Below are 15,636 nucleotides of genomic sequence, written 5' to 3'. Positions count from 1 at the left end.
CGCCTATTGTAGCGCGACAAACTAAACGAAGGTTCAATTGGCGGCGGGTCGAGAGCCTCGCGCTCATTCAGAGAGACGGCAGCATAACGGCTAGAGTAATTCGACTTTCAAGTAAACGCCTTCTTTTCAAAGCGATTCATCTCTCATTGGTCAATATATCGCGATCCCAAAAAGGCTCATCACTGAAATTAGCAAGTAAAAAATCAATGAATGCGCGCATTTTCGCAGGCATGTTTTGTGATGAAGGAAAAACCGCATACATACCAATGGGAGGACGCATATGCTCACGTAATACAACTTCGAGCTCACCTTTTCTGATCGCCTCATGCGCGATGAAAGTGGGCAACATAGCGATCCCCAAACCCGCGACGGCGGCCTCACGAACAGCATCACCGTTGGAAAAACAGAGCCGCGATTTCACCATTGGCGTATGACCGCCAGCAAAGCGCCAATAATAACTTTCTTCAACGTTGCTATAGCGAATGCCCGGCAATGCCGCCAAGTCTTCCACTCTATTTGGACGACCGTACCGATCTAGCAAAGACGGGCTCGCGCAACAGACATGGCGAATGGTTGTGATCCGTCTGGCTACCAAGGAAGAGTCGCGCAATTTAGAAATCCTGATGGCAAGATCAAATCCATCACGAATGATGTCAACCATCTTGTCGTCGGCATCAAACTCCAGTGCCAGATTCGGATTCGCCTCGATAAATTGACCAACCACCCGGCTAAGGCAATGTACAGTCAGCGAAACGGGAGCGGCGATTCGCAACCGCCCTTGTAAATCGTTATGTCGCCCTCCAACGGCATTTTCAGCCTCATTCAACTCAGTCAGTATGCGTTTGGCTTGCTCATAAAACTTCAGCCCTGTGTCCGTCAGATGGATCTGTCGGGTGCTCCGGTTCAGCAGCGGGGCACCAAGCCGAATTTCCAAATCTCGTATGCGGCGACTGATCGCAGATTTAGCCAAGGCCAGGCGCTTTGAAGCCGCCGCAAAACCGCCCGCCTCAACGACAGCAATATAAGTTTTCAGTTCCTCAAAGCGATCGGCCATGCTTCCGCAACCTTTTCAATTCCAAATATGTCAATCACAATGATACGGCATCACTTAGCGACCGCTATTCCTCTTGAGGAACGGCATCGAGACGCACGCTTTCCGCCCCCCACGTCAGACGATGCCGAAAAATGTATTATGCGCAGGCGCTGCTGGATCCAGGGTAGCGCGATGCTCTCTAACGGATGGAAGGCTCGTTCGAACGAATAAACTCCACGAACCCACTCAAGAATCCCTCCAAGCGAAGACGCGTCGACTCGTCGGTCAGATTGCCATCGACGTCGAATTGTTGGTTGGCATGGGAAACGAGAAGCCGTCCGCCGAACCAAGGTCGGGTTCCAAGTGCTCGCAACACGGGTAGCCAAGCTTCCTGAGATAGGATTGTGCCAAATCCCCCCGGCGATGCTCCAATCAAGGCGAAAGGTTTTCCGCCGAAAACGCGTCGTATATCGCTGTCTGGACGCGAAACCCAATCAATGGCGTTTTTGAATACCCCTGGAATACCATTATTGTACTCAGGGGTGGCAAGGAGCACGCCATCGGCTACCGCGATCGCCTCCTTCAATTCGACAACAGAAGCGGGAATGCCAGATTTAACTTCAACATCGGCATCATAAAGCGGTATCCCATTGATTCGATGAACATCCAGAGTCACGCTCTCGGGTGCCAATTGCACAGCAGCCTGAAGAAGTGAATGGTTAAAGGAAGCGCTGCGAAGACTTCCTGAAATTCCAATGATATGGGTCATGATCTACTCGCTTTTTGCAATGGAATGACTGTCGTTACTGCAGATGACAATGTTCGTTTGTGCTGACGGTTCTTTCTCCCCACAAAGGACAAACATTACCTCCTCTACAAAAATTAGAAAGCCTCAATAAAAGAACACTGTGTTCTCTTATTTAAGTGCAGCGATAGGACGAGGTGAATGACGAGGACTTAAACCCACCCAACTAAAGTTACGCTCTACTCTCACAGCCCAAAAATGAGAACAATATGTTCTCCGGAATTGGGATTGTCGGGCCCGCTGTATCGACTTAGCATGATATCTCACAATTACATGACCCCAATTAAGATTGCTTTCATTGAAGGCGATATTGAGATCCCTTCTTTGGCCTATCGCGATTGCGATGAGTCTAACCTAATCTGTAACGTGAAAGAGAGTTATCTAATGACCAGTGAATCTATCCGTGATCCTAAGGCTGACCACCTCCTGACCCCTGAGAACTGCGTGTTCATCGTGATCGACTATCAACCCATTCAGGTGAGTTCGATCCGTTCGATGGACCAAAAGGAATTGGTTTTCAACATCACCCATAGCATTAAAGCTGTGAAGAATTATAACGTACCTATTATTCATTCGGCGGTAAATATTGCGACGGGCTTAAACAAACCGCCAATTAAAGAGATCATGGCGCTACTCCCTAATGACCCCGTTATTGATCGTACGACGGTTAATGCCTGGGAAGACGTCGAATTCAAGCAGGCAGTGCAGGCAACTGGACGGCGGAAGTTGATCATGACGGCACTCTGGACCGAAGTCTGCCTGGCCTTCCCCGCTCTGGATGCACTCAGGGAAGGGTACGAGGTCTATGTCGTCGCCGACGCCATCGGCGGAACTTCAGTAGCGGCTCATGAGTTGGCTCTACGCCGCGTCGAACAAGCGGGTGGCAAACTGATTTCCAAGACACAGCTCTGGTGCGAGCTGCAGCGAGACTGGGCTCGCCAAGAGACCGTTCCTGGTTTCATGGACGTATTCGAGAACTGGGACGGCTTTAATCCAGAGAAAGATTTCAAAGGCTAAAATGCGGTTGGCAAATTGCTGGTTGAAGAATCCTCTGGCCGTCGTGTCAACACTGTCCGGCCTGCCAACCCTACTCGGCGATTCAGCGCACCATATTGGAAAAGACAAGAGAATTGTCTTAGCAAAAGATTGATTATTGAAGGGAACGGCACACTTCAGCGTGCCGTTCCCGGAATAAGGGGAGACCATGTCAAACGTCTACAAGAAAACCGCTAACATAAAAGAAGCGCAGGCTGCTAGCCTCGCGAAACCGGGCACGTTCAGCAGCCCTTTGGCTCTCCTGCTGGACCTTCTGAAAAAAACCGCGGATCTCGAGCATGTCCGCCAATTTACGGCGGACAATTTCATCTATGTTTCACTCAATTATGAACATCCGGAACTAAAAGCCATCATGCCTTGGGCAGGGACGACAGCAGGAACCGAAGGCTTGGTCCAGACCTTCAAGGATGTGAACGCCTACTGGTCTACACTGGCATTCGAATTACAGGACACTTTTGAGAATGCCGACGGTGCTGCCGTCTTCGGTTATTTTACTTATCGCTCTACTGTTTTGGGTAAGACTGTCACCTCCCCCCTCTCGATTTTGGCTCGCGCCAAGGGCGGTAAGTTAACTTTCGTACAGTTCATGGAAGATACCTTCGCCACAGTACGAAGTTTTCGCGAGAGTGGAACCTACCATATCAAAGCCGATCCCAGTGGTTCGACTGTGGAAATTTGATACAGGGAGAGCGATATAACGATTGAGGATATAACCTGATTAAAAACTATATCCTCAGTCACATCATTGCATCATCAAAAACAACCAGCGAACACAGGACGTTTTTCAATCGGATTATTTTTGTCAGAAATAATTAGCCATACTTCCAGACTCATATAATACATTTAAAACACTAGCAACAAAAGAAAATATATTTATTACACTACCCAGCCAGAGTTTTAAAAAGCAGTGAGTGGTAAATAGGAATGCCGCCAACAGTTGATGATCGATAATTAACAAACTTGAGGTATCATGACAATGCAGAAAAAAGACTTATCTTCCTGGTTCGCCAAAGGGGGGGCTGTTGCTTATTTTATCTGGGCTCTTCTACATTTTCAAGCTGCCTGGGGAGTTTATAAATTAGGCGATAGCATGCCACCAGGAATGGCAAGTGGGCGAGTAGAACAAGATGCATGGAATTTATTTTGCTTTGCACTTTGCGCTGCCTTGACGTCTATTTTATTGAATTGGCGCAATGACATCAGAGGATGGTGGATAAATTTAGCCGTTGTCAGCGCCACTGATATTGGCTTTATTATTTACATTCTAACCCCTGGTTACACGCCTATTTGGCCAGGGATCTTAGGGCCTCTTTTTTGGGCGGTTGGATTTATTTTTTCAACCTGCGCACTTGTTTTATCACATAAAGAAACAATGCGCTAAGCATGATAACATCACAAAGGGCAGCATATGCTAAGCCCTTTAATCCAACTTCCTTAAAAAACAAACTCAATTGCAATAATTAGATTTAAAATAGATCAATTAAAAAAACGCATAATCAATTGAAAATATGACTCAGGCATATCATGAAAGAAAATACTTGCTTTCAAAAAAAAATCACCACAGAGATCATGAGTTGGATAGAAAACAACCTTGAACATCGCATCAGTCTTGCAGACATTTCCAAGGTATCAGGCTATTCAAACTGGCACTTTCAAAGGTTATTCAAGAAACATACGGGAAAAAACCTTGGTGACTATATTCTTGAAAGAAAATTAAAAAAATCTTATAACTTGCTTTCTACAACAAAATTATCCGTATTTGCTGTTTCTTGTGCTGTAGGATTCAAGACTCAACAATCCTTTATTAGGAGCTTCAAAAAATGCTATGGCATCTCTCCCGGGAAAATAAAAATGAAGCACAATGACAAAAAATAATATAACAAGTTAATCATCATGGGAAAATTCTTCCCATTCATATCGTGTACCGAGTTAATCCTTCTCTCGTCTAAATGATCGGGTGTCTAAGTAGAGTCAGGTCGAAAAATCACGAAGTAAAATACTGACATTATTCTTGTCATACTTGAGATAAGAGTTAGGCCTCTCTACGCGTCGCTTATTTAGGACATCTGTACGTCATATACCTGATAACAATATCCCAATACAATAAAATAAGAAGTGCTATCAATAAATGCGAGCAGACATAGGAATAATCGAGAACTTGCAGAAATACGGGGAATTTATGGACTGTAGTAGACATCAGGAGAAGTGTTAATGGCACGCCCTATAGGATTCGAACCTATGACCTACGGCTTAGAAGGCCGTTGCTCTATCCAACTGAGCTAAGGGCGCATTGAGATGCGGCAACCTGCGGCTGCGGGTTGGGATTATACGGTCAGAGGTTAGCGAGTCAATGCCTTTTCATGACGTTACGACGGCGGCCGTGCTTTATGGCGTTTTTTCCGCCAGCGCCCGCACGGCGAGGGTTCTCGTCAACGGGTGCCGTTACGCTGAGCCAGCCCGGCGCCTACGTAAATCGGCGCGTGCTGACGCCCTTGCCGCCCGTTGTCCCGCCGCTGGCAGAGGCGAGCAGACATCACCACTGCGGCAATGTCCCCCCAATCGGCATGCTCAATCACCCGTGTGTTGCAAGTCGCCGCCACGTTTTCAACCCATGCAACGTTAGGGCGTGTGCTGTTTAAAGAAGCCTGGCTCCCCGATGCCCAAACCAGCAACAGCGTGCAGCCTGCCCAGGCGCAGCCCTTCATACGCATAACTTCCGCCACAGCGCATTCAGGCGTGCCCGCCACGACGGCGCCGCCTCATGCTTGCCGAGCTGATGCAGCGCGGTGAGTTGCTCACTGTCCGCCGGATGCAGCGAAGAATCGAACACCGTCTCCCCCACATGTTTAGGCTGCGCCGGTTGCTCGCCAGGCTGGTGATGCAACGGATAAAGCCGGGTTATCGCTCTCATGCTCCTGCCCTCTTTCGCCCTGTGTATGGCCCCAGCGTATGCAAATGCCGGTAAAAATGGCGTAGAGGTTCCTGAAGCCGGCATAAAAAAAGCGTAAATCGGCCTCGCCAACGGCGGCGAGGGTGATTCTGCGCCTGACAGCGCGCTCAGCTTCTGACAGAATAGCGGCATCCCCGCTTTTCTTAATTGATGGATTTCCACACTGATGTCAGCAAAGATTATTGATGGTAAAACGATTGCGCAGCAGGTTAGAAACGAAGTGGCTGAGCAAGTGAAACAACGTCTGGCGGCCGGCAAACGCGCCCCAGGGCTGGCGGTTGTGCTGGTCGGCGAGAACCCGGCTTCGCAAATTTACGTCGCCAGCAAGCGCCGCGCCTGCGATGAAGTCGGCTTCCTTTCCCGCTCCTACGATCTGCCCGCTGCCACCAGTGAGGCCGAACTGCTGGCGTTGATCGACCAGCTGAACGCCGATGAGGAAATCGACGGCATTCTGGTGCAGCTGCCGTTGCCGGCCGGCATCGATAACGTCAAGGTGCTGGAGCGCATCCATCCGGATAAAGACGTCGACGGCTTCCACCCCTACAACGTCGGCCGCCTGTGCCAGCGCGCACCCAAGCTGCGCCCATGCACGCCGCGCGGCATCGTCACCCTGCTGGAGCGTTATAACATCGATACCTACGGCCTGAACGCCGTGGTGGTCGGCGCCTCCAACATCGTCGGCCGCCCGATGAGCATGGAGCTGCTACTGGCCGGCTGCACCACCACCGTCACCCACCGCTTCACCAAGAATCTGCGTCATCACGTCGAGAACGCCGATTTGCTGGTGGTGGCGGTCGGCAAACCGGGCTTCATCCCGGGCGACTGGATCAAACCGGGCGCCATCGTGGTGGACGTCGGCATCAACCGTCTGGAAAGCGGTAAAGTGGTGGGCGATGTCGATTTCGACGCCGCCAGCGAGCGCGCCGCCTACATCACCCCGGTGCCGGGTGGCGTTGGCCCGATGACCGTGGCTACACTGATCCAAAATACCTTGCAGGCCTGCGAGGAATATCACGACGTTCAACCTAAATAAGTAAGGCAGTATGGAAATTTTCAATCTGGACAATCATCCCCACGTCGAACTGTGCGATCTGCTGAAGTTCCAGGGCTGGTGTGAAAGCGGCGGCGCCGCCAAAGAAGTCATCGCCGAAGGGCTGGTGAAAGTCGACGGCAAGGTCGAAACCCGCAAGCGCTGCAAGATCGTCGCCGATCAGGTGGTGGAGTTCAACGGCGGCAAGGTCATGGTTAAACCCTAACCTGCAGCCATAGAAAAAGGCGCTGAATTCAGCGCCTTTTTTGTTTTCACTTCGGCCGGCTTACTTACGGCGCCAGGTGGTGCCCTGCGGCCCGTCTTCCAGCACGATGTTCATCTCGTTCAAGCGATCGCGAGCGGCGTCCGCCAGCGCCCAGTCCTTGGCGGCACGTGCTTCGTTACGCTGTTTGATCAGCGCTTCGATCTCCGCCACTTCGCCGTCGTCAACCTGTGCGCCCCCTTGCAGGAACTGCTCCGGCTCCTGCTGCAGCAGGCCGAGCACTTTCGCCAGCTTGCGCAGCTCCGCCGCCATGCCGTTGGCCGCCGCCATGTCTTCACTCTTCAGACGGTTAACTTCGCGCGCCAGATCGAACAGCGCCGAGTAGGCCTCCGGAGTGTTGAAGTCGTCGTCCATCGCTTCGCGGAAGCGGGCTTCGAACGCTTCGCCGCCGGCCGGCGCGGCATCGGCGTCGGTGCCGCGCAGCGCGGTATAGAGGCGCTCCAGCGCGGTGCGCGCCTGCTTAAGGTTCTCTTCGCTGTAGTTCAGCTGGCTGCGATAGTGCCCGGACATCAGGAAGTAACGCACCGTCTCCGCATCGTAATGGCCGAGCACGTCGCGGATGGTGAAGAAGTTATCGAGCGATTTGGACATCTTCTCTTTGTCGATCATCACCATGCCGGAGTGCATCCAGTAATTGACGTACGGGCCGTCGTGGGCGCAGCTCGACTGCGCGATCTCGTTCTCGTGGTGCGGGAACATCAGATCGGAACCGCCGCCGTGGATGTCGAAGTGGGTGCCCAGCTGTTTGCAGTTCATGGCGGAGCATTCGATATGCCAGCCCGGACGGCCCGGCCCCCACGGAGACTGCCAGCTCGGCTCGCCCGGCTTGGACATTTTCCACAGCACGAAGTCCATCGGGTTGCGCTTCACGTCGTCGATCTCCACGCGCGCGCCGGCCTGCAGCTGCTCAAGATCCTGGCGCGACAGCAGGCCGTACTGCGGATCGCTGTCGATGGAGAACATCACGTCGCCGTTGCTGGCCACATAGGCGTGATCGCGATCGATAAGGCGCTGCGTGATCTCGATGATCTCGGCGATGTGCTGGGTCGCGCGCGGTTCGCTGTCCGGGCGATCGATCAGCAACGCGTCGAAGTCGGCATGCATTTCCGCCAGCATGCGTTCGGTCAGTTGATCGCAGGTCTCATGATTTTCCGCCGCGCGGCGAATGATTTTGTCGTCTACGTCGGTGACGTTGCGCACGTAGTTCAGCGAATAGCCGAGATAGCGCAGATAACGCGCCACCACGTCGAAAGCGACAAAGGTACGACCGTGGCCGATGTGACACAGGTCATAGATGGTTACCCCGCACACGTACATGCCCACTTTCCCGGCATGAATGGGTTTGAATTCCTCTTTTTGACGACTCAGGGTATTAAAAATCTTTAGCATCGGGAGATTCCGTGGTGTGCGTGATAACAAAAAAGATAACCGGGCTTCAGGTTTTACGCCCGGTAGCGTATTGAAACCTGAAGCCTGATCTATTGCAAGGTTAAGGCCAAGCTTTGCTGACTTCACGCGAATAAAATGGGCGAAATTCGCCGGCCGGCACAATTGTTATAATATAACACAAATGCAATTACCACAGACAGTGCGCGGTTGAGCCGCTGCTGACTCGCTGGGGCGGATATGTTATAAGGGCGGTCTGAATGTTCACTCGCTTTACGTGACGTCTCACTTCACCTTGTTAGGATTAAAACTATGGTTACTTTCCACACCAATCACGGCGATATCGTTATCAAGACCTTTGCTGACAAAGCGCCGGTTACCGTTGAAAACTTCCTGAACTACTGCCGCGCCGGTTTCTACGACAACACCATCTTCCACCGTGTGATCAACGGCTTCATGATCCAGGGCGGCGGTTTCGAGCCGGGCATGAACCAGAAAGCGACCAACGCGACCATCAAGAACGAAGCCAACAACGGTTTGAAAAACACCATCGGCACCCTGGCAATGGCGCGCACCAACGATCCGCACTCCGCCACCGCACAGTTCTTCATCAACGTGGCCGACAACGACTTCCTGAACTTCCGCGGCGAAAACGTGCAGGGCTGGGGCTACTGCGTGTTCGCTGAAGTGGTTGAAGGCATGGACGTGGTCAACAAGATCAAAGGCGTGAAAACCGGCCGCAGCGGCATGCACCAGGACGTACCGGTAGAAGACGTCGTCATCAACAGCGTGACCTTCAGCGAGTAATCGCGGCTGCATGAGTACGCTGTTCATCGCAGATCTGCACTTGTGCGCACAGGAACCGGCAATCACTGCCGGTTTTCTGCGTTTTTTACGGCGCGAAGCGGTGCACGCCGACGCGCTGTACATCCTCGGCGACCTGTTTGAAGCCTGGATCGGCGACGACGATCCCGAGCCGCTGCACGCGGAGATCGCCGCGGCGCTGAAAGCGCTGCAACAGGCCGGCGTGCCCTGCTATTTCATCCACGGCAACCGCGATTTTCTGCTCGGTAAGCGCTTCGCCCGCGCCAGCGGTATGCAGCTGCTGCCGGAAGAAAAAGTGCTAGAGCTGTACGGCCGCAGGATCCTGATCCTGCACGGCGACACCCTGTGCACCGACGATCAAGCCTATCAGCAATTCCGCCGTAAAGTGCACAACCCGCTGATTCAAAAATTGTTCCTCGCGCTGCCGCTGCGCTGGCGACTGAAGATCGCCGCCAACATGCGCGCTCGCAGCCAGCAATCCAACCAGTACAAGTCGGAAGCCATCATGGACGTCAACCCACAGGCGGTCGAGCAAACGATGCTGCGCCACGACGTGCACTGGATGATCCACGGCCATACCCATCGCCCGGCGGTGCATCGGCTGGCGTTGAGCAACGGCGAAGCCCATCGCGCGGTGCTGGGTGCCTGGCACGTCGAAGGATCGATGATCAAAGTCAGCGCCGACGCCGTCGAGCTGATCCAATTCCCATTCTGAGTTCCGCGCAGGCGCGCGAGTGAAAATTCGCGCTTTCGCCGGTGAAAACCGGCGACGCAACCGTTTTCCTCGCCGTGCGCTCATGGTATGCTCTACGCCCTCATTCGGCCTTCAGCCGACGCCAGACAAATCACAGGAGCCTTACACCCATGGGAGCCAACGCCGCTTCAGCCGCCAATGCCGGGGCTAAAATCGCAATTGTAATGGGATCGAAAAGTGACTGGGCCACCATGCAGTTCGCCGCCGAAGTCCTGACCCAGCTCGATGTCCCCTTCCATGTCGAAGTCGTTTCCGCTCACCGCACGCCGGACAAGCTGTTCAGCTTCGCCGAGCAGGCTGCCGCCAACGGCTTTGACGTGATCATCGCCGGTGCCGGCGGTGCCGCGCATCTGCCGGGCATGCTGGCGGCGAAAACGCTGGTGCCGGTGCTGGGTGTGCCGGTGCAAAGCGCCGCGCTGAGCGGCGTAGACAGCCTCTACTCCATCGTGCAGATGCCGCGCGGCATTCCGGTGGGCACGCTGGCGATCGGCAAAGCCGGCGCCGCCAACGCCGGGCTGCTGGCGATGCAGATCCTGGCGCTGCACGACGCCGCGCTGGCGCAGCGTTTGGCGGACTGGCGTCAGGCGCAGACTGAAGACGTTTTGAACCACCCCGATCCGCGGGAGGACGCATGAAGCCGGTTTGCGTACTGGGCAACGGCCAGCTGGGGCGCATGCTGCGCCAGGCCGGCGAACCGCTGGGCATCGCCGTCTACCCTGTCGGCATCGATGCCGAACCTGAGGCGGTGCCGTATCAGAACAGCGTCATTACCGCCGAGATCGAACGCTGGCCGGAAACCGCGCTGACGCGCGAGCTGGCGACCCACAGCGCCTTCGTTAACCGCGACATCTTTCCGCGTCTGGCGGATCGCCTGACGCAAAAACAGCTGCTCGACCAGCTCGGCCTGGCGACCGCGCCGTGGCAGCTGCTGGCGAGCGCCGCCGAATGGCCGCAGGTATTCGCTGCGCTGGGCGAGCTGGCGATCGTCAAACGCCGGGTCGGCGGTTATGACGGCCGCGGCCAGTGGCGCTTGCGCCCGGGGCAGGAAAACGAGCTGCCGGCCGACGCTTATGGCGAGTGCATCGTCGAGCAAGGCATCAATTTCTCCGGTGAAGTGTCGCTGGTGGGCGCGCGCGGCCACGACGGCCGTTCGGTATTCTACCCGCTGACCCACAACCTGCATGAAGACGGCATCCTGCGCACCAGCGTGGCACTGCCGCAGCCCAACCCGGCGCTGCAGCAACAGGCCGAGCAGATGCTGGCGGCGATCCTGAACGAGCTGAACTATGTCGGCGTGATGGCGATGGAGTGCTTTATCGTCGGCGATCGGCTGCTGATCAACGAACTGGCGCCGCGCGTGCACAACAGCGGCCACTGGACGCAAAACGGCGCGTCCATCAGTCAGTTCGAACTGCATCTGCGCGCCATCCTCGGCCTGCCGCTGCCGCAGCCGGTGGTGAGCACACCGTCGGTGATGGTCAACCTGATCGGTACCGCCGTCAACGAACAGTGGCTGTCGCTGCCGCTGGTGCATCTGCACTGGTATGAGAAAGAAGTGCGCCCGGGCCGCAAGGTCGGCCACCTCAATCTGAACGACCCGAGTGCCGCCGATCTGCGCCAGGCGCTGCAGGCGCTGGCGCCGCTGCTGCCGGGCGAGTACCAAAGCGGGCTGGCCTGGGCACAGCAGAAGCTGGCCTAAAGCGCACGCCGCCGAAAGCAAAAGGGGTTAGCCTTAAGCTAACCCCTTTTTCATCGAGCTAAGCCAACATCACCCCTCATAACTGCGGAACAGCGCCTTGCCGCGCAGCAGGCGCACGCCCAGCCAGCCGCCGCACAGCGACAGCAGCAGCGCGCTGGCCAGCGGCAGCGCCCACCACAGCACCGGCGTCGGCGTCCACGGGAAGTCAAACACCCGGCTCTGCAATAGCCACAGTGCCGCCTCGGCGCCCACCGCCGCCGCGATGCCCGCCACCAACCCCAGCAGAGCAAACTCGCACCACAGCGTGCGGCGCAGCAGCCGCTTGCCGGCGCCCAGCGTGCGGTACACCACCAACTCCTGCCGCCGCTGACGCATGCCGACCTGCACCTGCGCCAGCAGCAGCAGGCCGCCGCACAGCACTACCAGCACCACCATGACTTCCAGCGCGCGGCTGACCTGTTGCAGCACGCCGCCGACCTGTTTCAGGATCGCGCCGATGTCCAGCAGGCTGAGCGTCGGGAACTGACGATTGAGCTGGGTCAGCATCTGGCCGTCACCGTCGTAGCGGAAGCTGGTGAGCCAGGTCTGCGGCTGGCCGTCCAATGCGCCCGGCGGGAAGATAAAGTAAAAGTTCGGCTTCAGGCTTTCCCAATCCACCTGGCGCAGGCTGGTGACTTTGGCGCTGAACGCCTGGGTATCGCCGCTGAAGGTCAGCGTATCGCCCAGCTTGATCTTCAGCCGCCCGGCGATGCCTTCATCCATTGAAACCTCACCGGTTTTCGGCGGCCAATTGCCCGCCACCAGCGGATTGTGATCCGGCAGATCGGCCAACCAGGTCAGGTTCAGCTCGCGGTTCACCGCCTCGCCGCCCGGATCGTCTTCATGCACCCGCTCGGTCGCCAGCTGCTGGTTTATCTCGGTCAGGCGCACCCGGACGATCGGATAATAGGTTTCCGGCTTGATCTGGTGCTGCTGCAGGAAGGTTTTCACCTGCGGCAGCTGTGCCTCGGTCATGTTGAGCAGGAAATAGTTCGGGCTGTCCGGCGGCAGCTGTTGCTGCCAGCGTTCGAGCAGATCGCCGCGCAGCACCAACAGCAGCGCCAGCAGCATAAACGATAGCGAAAACGCCGCCAGTTGGCTGATGGTCACCCACGGCTGGTGCAGCAGGCGGTTGACCGCCAGCCGCAGCGCCAGGCTCTTGAGCGTGATGCGGCGCAGCAACAGCAGGCTGCCCCAGCCAATGCCGCCCAGCAGCAGCGCCAGCACCGCCATGCCAGCCAGGATCGCCCACAGCAGCGTGCTGGCCCCCATCAGCGCCACCAACAGCGCCACCACGATCGCCGCCGTCACCGGCAAGAAGTAGCGCAGCGGCCAGACGTTGGCCGTCACGTCGCGGCGCAGCACCCGCAGCGGCTGGGTGGCCAGCAGCTGGCGATACGGCCGCAGCCCGACCAGCAGCGAGATCAGCACCAGCGCACCGAGCGCCCACAGCCACGGCCAGGCGCCGGCGGCAGGCAACGCAGCCGGTAATACCGGCTTCAGCAGGCGGATCAGCAGCGCTTCAAACGCCAGCCCGATCGCCCCGCCGCACGCCGCCGCCAGCGCCATCACCGCCAGCCACTGGCCGACGATCAATTTACGCAGCGCGCCACGCCCGGCGCCGAGGGTTTTCAGCACCGCGATCAGATCGTAACGGCTGCGGCAATAGTGGCTCATCGCCACCGCCACGGCGGCGATCGACAACAGCAGCGTCAGCAGCGCCGACAGCAGCAGGAACTGTTGGGATCGCTGCAGCGACTTGCCGAGCGCGCTGCCGGACTCCTGCAGCCCGAACCAGCGCTGATCCGGCGTCAACTGCGGCGCCAGCCGTTCCTCGTAACGCTGAATATCCGGCTCCGCACCGGCGAACATATAACGATAGGTCAGGCGACTGCCCGGCTGCACCGCGCCGGTCTTATCGACGTCCGCCAGGTTGATCATGATGCGCGGCGCGGTCTGGAACGGATTGAAGCCGGCGTCCGGCTCCTGAATGATTTCACCGGCGATGCGCAGCGTGGTGTCGCCCACCTCGAGCGAATCCCCGACTTTCACGTTCAGCAGCGCCAGCAAGCGCGGCGCCACCAGCACGCTGCCCGGTTCAGGCTTGATGTTGGCCGGGCGCGTTTCCAGCTTGCCGTACAGCGGATAGACCAGATCGGTGGCTTTCACGTCCGCCAGCTGCGGCCGATCGCCGGCATAGGTCATGGTGGTGAACGACAGCTGACGGCTCACCGTCAGCCCCTGCTGCTGCGCGTCCAATAGCCAGCCTTCCGGCACCGGATGCGCGCTGCGCAGCACCCGATCGCCGGCGATAAAATCGCGGCTCTGCTGGCTGAGCCCTTTGTCCATGCGATCGCTGATGCTGCCCAGCGCCAGCACGCAGGCGACGGAGAGCGTCAGCGCCAGCCACACGATCAGCAGCGACGGCGAGCGCCATTCGCGCCAGAACCAGCGCCAGATCATGCTTCCTCCCACAGCTTGCCTTCACGCAGCCGCAGCCGCCGCTGGCAGCGCGCCGCCAGGGTTTCGTCATGGGTCACCAGGATCAGGGTGGTGTCAAAATCGCGGTTGAGAGAGAACAGCAGGTCGGCGATGCGATCGCCGGTCTGACGATCGAGGTTGCCGGTCGGTTCATCGGCGAACAGCACCCGCGGCCGGCCGCTGAAGGCGCGCGCCAGCGCCACGCGCTGCTGCTCGCCGCCGGACAGCTGCGCCGGCAGGTGATCGAGCCGTTTCCCCAGCCCCAGCTGTTCCAGTAACTGCACCGCCTGCTCGCGACTCTGCCTGTCGCTCTCGCCGCGCAGCAGCGCCGGCAGCTGCACGTTCTCCAGCGCGTTCAGCGTCGGCACCAACATGAACGACTGAAACACAAAGCCGACGTTCCTGGCGCGCAGCGCGGCGCGGCCCTCTTCGTCCAACGCGGTCAGCGACTCGCCGAGCAAACGCACCTCGCCTTCGCTGCCGTCATCCAGCCCGGCCAAAATGCCCAGCAAGGTCGATTTCCCCGATCCGGATTCGCCGATCAGGGCGATCGTCTGCGCGGGTTTGACAAGCAGCTCGACTCCGGTAAGGATGGTGAGCTGATGCTCACCCTGACCAACGTGTTTACTAAGATGATGAACTTCAAGAACGTTTTCCGCTGGCATCTTCCCTTCCTTTTGCTGTTGGGATTATTCAGTTTACGCGCTGCCGCCGCCGATACCTTGTTGATTTTAGGCGACAGTTTAAGCGCCGGTTACCGCCTGCCGATCGAGCGGGCGTGGCCGACGCTGTTGGCCGAACAGTGGCAGAAAAAACCGGGTGCGCCGCAGCTGGTCAACGCCAGCATCAGCGGCGACACCGCCGCACAGGGGCTGGCGCGTCTGCCCGCGCTACTGAAACAGCATCAGCCGCGCTGGGTGCTGATCGAGCTGGGCGCCAACGACGGCCTGCGCGGCTTCCCGGCGCAGGACGTACAGCGCGATCTCGGCCAAATCATCACGCGGGTACAGCAGGCCGGCGCGCAGCCGCTGCTGATGCAGATCCGCATCCCGCCTAACTACGGCCGCCGCTACACCGAGGCGTTCAGCGCCGTCTACCCGGCGCTGGCCAAGCAGTTCAACATTCCGCTGCTGCCGTTCTATATGGAACAGGTGGTGGTGAAGCCGGAATGGATGCAGGATGACGGATTGCACCCCAATGGGGACGCTCAGCCGTTTATCGCCACCTGGATGGCGGAGCGCCTGGAACCGCTAGTAAAGCATGAGTCTCACTAAATTAGGGTCGTACACTAGGTA

At 57.2% G+C, this 15,636-nt stretch carries 17 protein-coding genes and 1 tRNA gene; 11 read left to right on the top strand and 7 right to left on the bottom strand.

Features of this window, described 5'->3' with window-relative positions; translation table 11 throughout:
* Positions 1-136 precede the first annotated feature (136 nt).
* Entirely contained in the window at positions 137-1,054 is a 918-nt protein-coding gene (locus ACJ8PN_RS01285) for a LysR family transcriptional regulator (RefSeq protein WP_099982416.1), read from the bottom strand.
* A 178-nt stretch (positions 1,055-1,232) separates the two neighbouring features.
* Entirely contained in the window at positions 1,233-1,802 is a 570-nt protein-coding gene (locus ACJ8PN_RS01280; protein ID WP_171453461.1) for an NADPH-dependent FMN reductase, read from the bottom strand.
* 420 nt (positions 1,803-2,222) lie between these two features.
* On the opposite strand from ACJ8PN_RS01280, the gene ACJ8PN_RS01275 reads away from it, so the two are divergent.
* The 4 genes from ACJ8PN_RS01275 to ACJ8PN_RS01260 all read left to right on the top strand — a co-directional run bounded on the left by ACJ8PN_RS01275 (position 2,223) and on the right by ACJ8PN_RS01260 (position 4,769).
* The gene (locus tag ACJ8PN_RS01275) at positions 2,223-2,855 is read left to right on the top strand and encodes a hydrolase (RefSeq protein WP_033634142.1); all 633 of its coding nucleotides are present in this window, start codon (positions 2,223-2,225) and stop codon (positions 2,853-2,855) included.
* A gap of 187 nt (positions 2,856-3,042) precedes the next feature.
* Positions 3,043-3,573, top strand: a complete 531-nt coding sequence (locus ACJ8PN_RS01270) for a nuclear transport factor 2 family protein (RefSeq protein ID WP_442534543.1) — start codon at positions 3,043-3,045, stop codon at positions 3,571-3,573.
* A gap of 297 nt (positions 3,574-3,870) precedes the next feature.
* Entirely contained in the window at positions 3,871-4,275 is a 405-nt protein-coding gene (locus ACJ8PN_RS01265) for a hypothetical protein (RefSeq protein ID WP_442534542.1), read from the top strand.
* A gap of 143 nt (positions 4,276-4,418) precedes the next feature.
* Positions 4,419-4,769 carry a helix-turn-helix domain-containing protein gene (locus ACJ8PN_RS01260; protein WP_075201918.1) on the top strand — a complete coding sequence of 117 codons (351 nt, stop codon included), beginning with the start codon at positions 4,419-4,421 and terminating at the stop codon, positions 4,767-4,769.
* A 337-nt stretch (positions 4,770-5,106) separates the two neighbouring features.
* Here the strand turns inward: ACJ8PN_RS01260 and ACJ8PN_RS01255 are convergent.
* Positions 5,107-5,183 (bottom strand) — tRNA-Arg (locus ACJ8PN_RS01255).
* Between the two features lie 412 nt (positions 5,184-5,595).
* Positions 5,596-5,805 (bottom strand): hypothetical protein, encoded by a 210-nt coding sequence (locus ACJ8PN_RS01250; RefSeq protein ID WP_171453459.1) that lies wholly within the window; start codon positions 5,803-5,805, stop codon positions 5,596-5,598.
* 205 nt (positions 5,806-6,010) lie between these two features.
* Here ACJ8PN_RS01250 and folD point away from each other — a divergent pair, with 205 nt between their 5' ends.
* Entirely contained in the window at positions 6,011-6,877 is an 867-nt protein-coding gene (folD, locus tag ACJ8PN_RS01245) for a bifunctional methylenetetrahydrofolate dehydrogenase/methenyltetrahydrofolate cyclohydrolase FolD (RefSeq protein ID WP_004940177.1), read from the top strand.
* A gap of 10 nt (positions 6,878-6,887) precedes the next feature.
* Positions 6,888-7,100: a ribosome-associated protein YbcJ gene (gene ybcJ, locus ACJ8PN_RS01240; protein ID WP_015376914.1), complete on the top strand. Its 213-nt coding sequence runs from the start codon at positions 6,888-6,890 to the stop codon at positions 7,098-7,100.
* A gap of 60 nt (positions 7,101-7,160) precedes the next feature.
* Here the strand turns inward: ybcJ and cysS are convergent, their stop codons facing one another.
* Positions 7,161-8,546, bottom strand: a complete 1,386-nt coding sequence (cysS, locus tag ACJ8PN_RS01235; protein ID WP_048322372.1) for a cysteine--tRNA ligase — start codon at positions 8,544-8,546, stop codon at positions 7,161-7,163.
* Between the two features lie 309 nt (positions 8,547-8,855).
* Here cysS and ppiB point away from each other — a divergent pair, with 309 nt between their 5' ends.
* From ppiB to purK, 4 genes are all read left to right on the top strand, one after another.
* Positions 8,856-9,350: a peptidylprolyl isomerase B gene (ppiB, locus tag ACJ8PN_RS01230; protein WP_442534541.1), complete on the top strand. Its 495-nt coding sequence runs from the start codon at positions 8,856-8,858 to the stop codon at positions 9,348-9,350.
* A gap of 10 nt (positions 9,351-9,360) precedes the next feature.
* A complete protein-coding gene (locus ACJ8PN_RS01225; protein ID WP_015376912.1) occupies positions 9,361-10,083 on the top strand; it encodes a UDP-2,3-diacylglucosamine diphosphatase in 723 nt (240 codons plus the stop codon).
* Positions 10,084-10,232: 149 nt separating this feature from the next.
* Positions 10,233-10,757 carry a 5-(carboxyamino)imidazole ribonucleotide mutase gene (gene purE / locus ACJ8PN_RS01220; protein ID WP_004940188.1) on the top strand — a complete coding sequence of 175 codons (525 nt, stop codon included), beginning with the start codon at positions 10,233-10,235 and terminating at the stop codon, positions 10,755-10,757.
* On the top strand, positions 10,754-11,821 hold the full coding sequence (gene purK, locus ACJ8PN_RS01215) for a 5-(carboxyamino)imidazole ribonucleotide synthase (RefSeq protein WP_171453456.1): 1,068 nt from the start codon (positions 10,754-10,756) through the stop codon (positions 11,819-11,821). The genes purE and purK overlap by 4 nt, the downstream gene beginning before the upstream one ends.
* Before the next feature lie 69 nt (positions 11,822-11,890).
* Here the strand turns inward: purK and ybbP are convergent, their stop codons facing one another.
* Positions 11,891-14,323 (bottom strand): putative ABC transporter permease subunit YbbP, encoded by a 2,433-nt coding sequence (gene ybbP, locus ACJ8PN_RS01210; protein ID WP_442534540.1) that lies wholly within the window; start codon positions 14,321-14,323, stop codon positions 11,891-11,893.
* Positions 14,320-15,006, bottom strand: coding sequence for a putative ABC transporter ATP-binding protein YbbA (ybbA, locus tag ACJ8PN_RS01205; protein WP_004940192.1), 687 nt, complete (start codon positions 15,004-15,006; stop codon positions 14,320-14,322). Before ybbA ends, ybbP begins: the two co-directional genes overlap by 4 nt.
* On the opposite strand from ybbA, the gene tesA reads away from it, so the two are divergent.
* Positions 14,977-15,615: a multifunctional acyl-CoA thioesterase I/protease I/lysophospholipase L1 gene (gene tesA, locus ACJ8PN_RS01200; protein WP_161545168.1), complete on the top strand. Its 639-nt coding sequence runs from the start codon at positions 14,977-14,979 to the stop codon at positions 15,613-15,615. The genes ybbA and tesA overlap by 30 nt on opposite strands.
* Positions 15,616-15,636 lie beyond the last annotated feature (21 nt).

Origin of the sequence: Serratia sp. CY76391 (assembly GCF_052166695.1) — a bacterium.
Classification (GTDB): Bacteria; Pseudomonadota; Gammaproteobacteria; order Enterobacterales; family Enterobacteriaceae; genus Serratia; species Serratia nematodiphila.
Note: the sequence above shows the minus strand (reverse complement) of the source record. Positions and strands in the feature narration are given on the sequence as shown.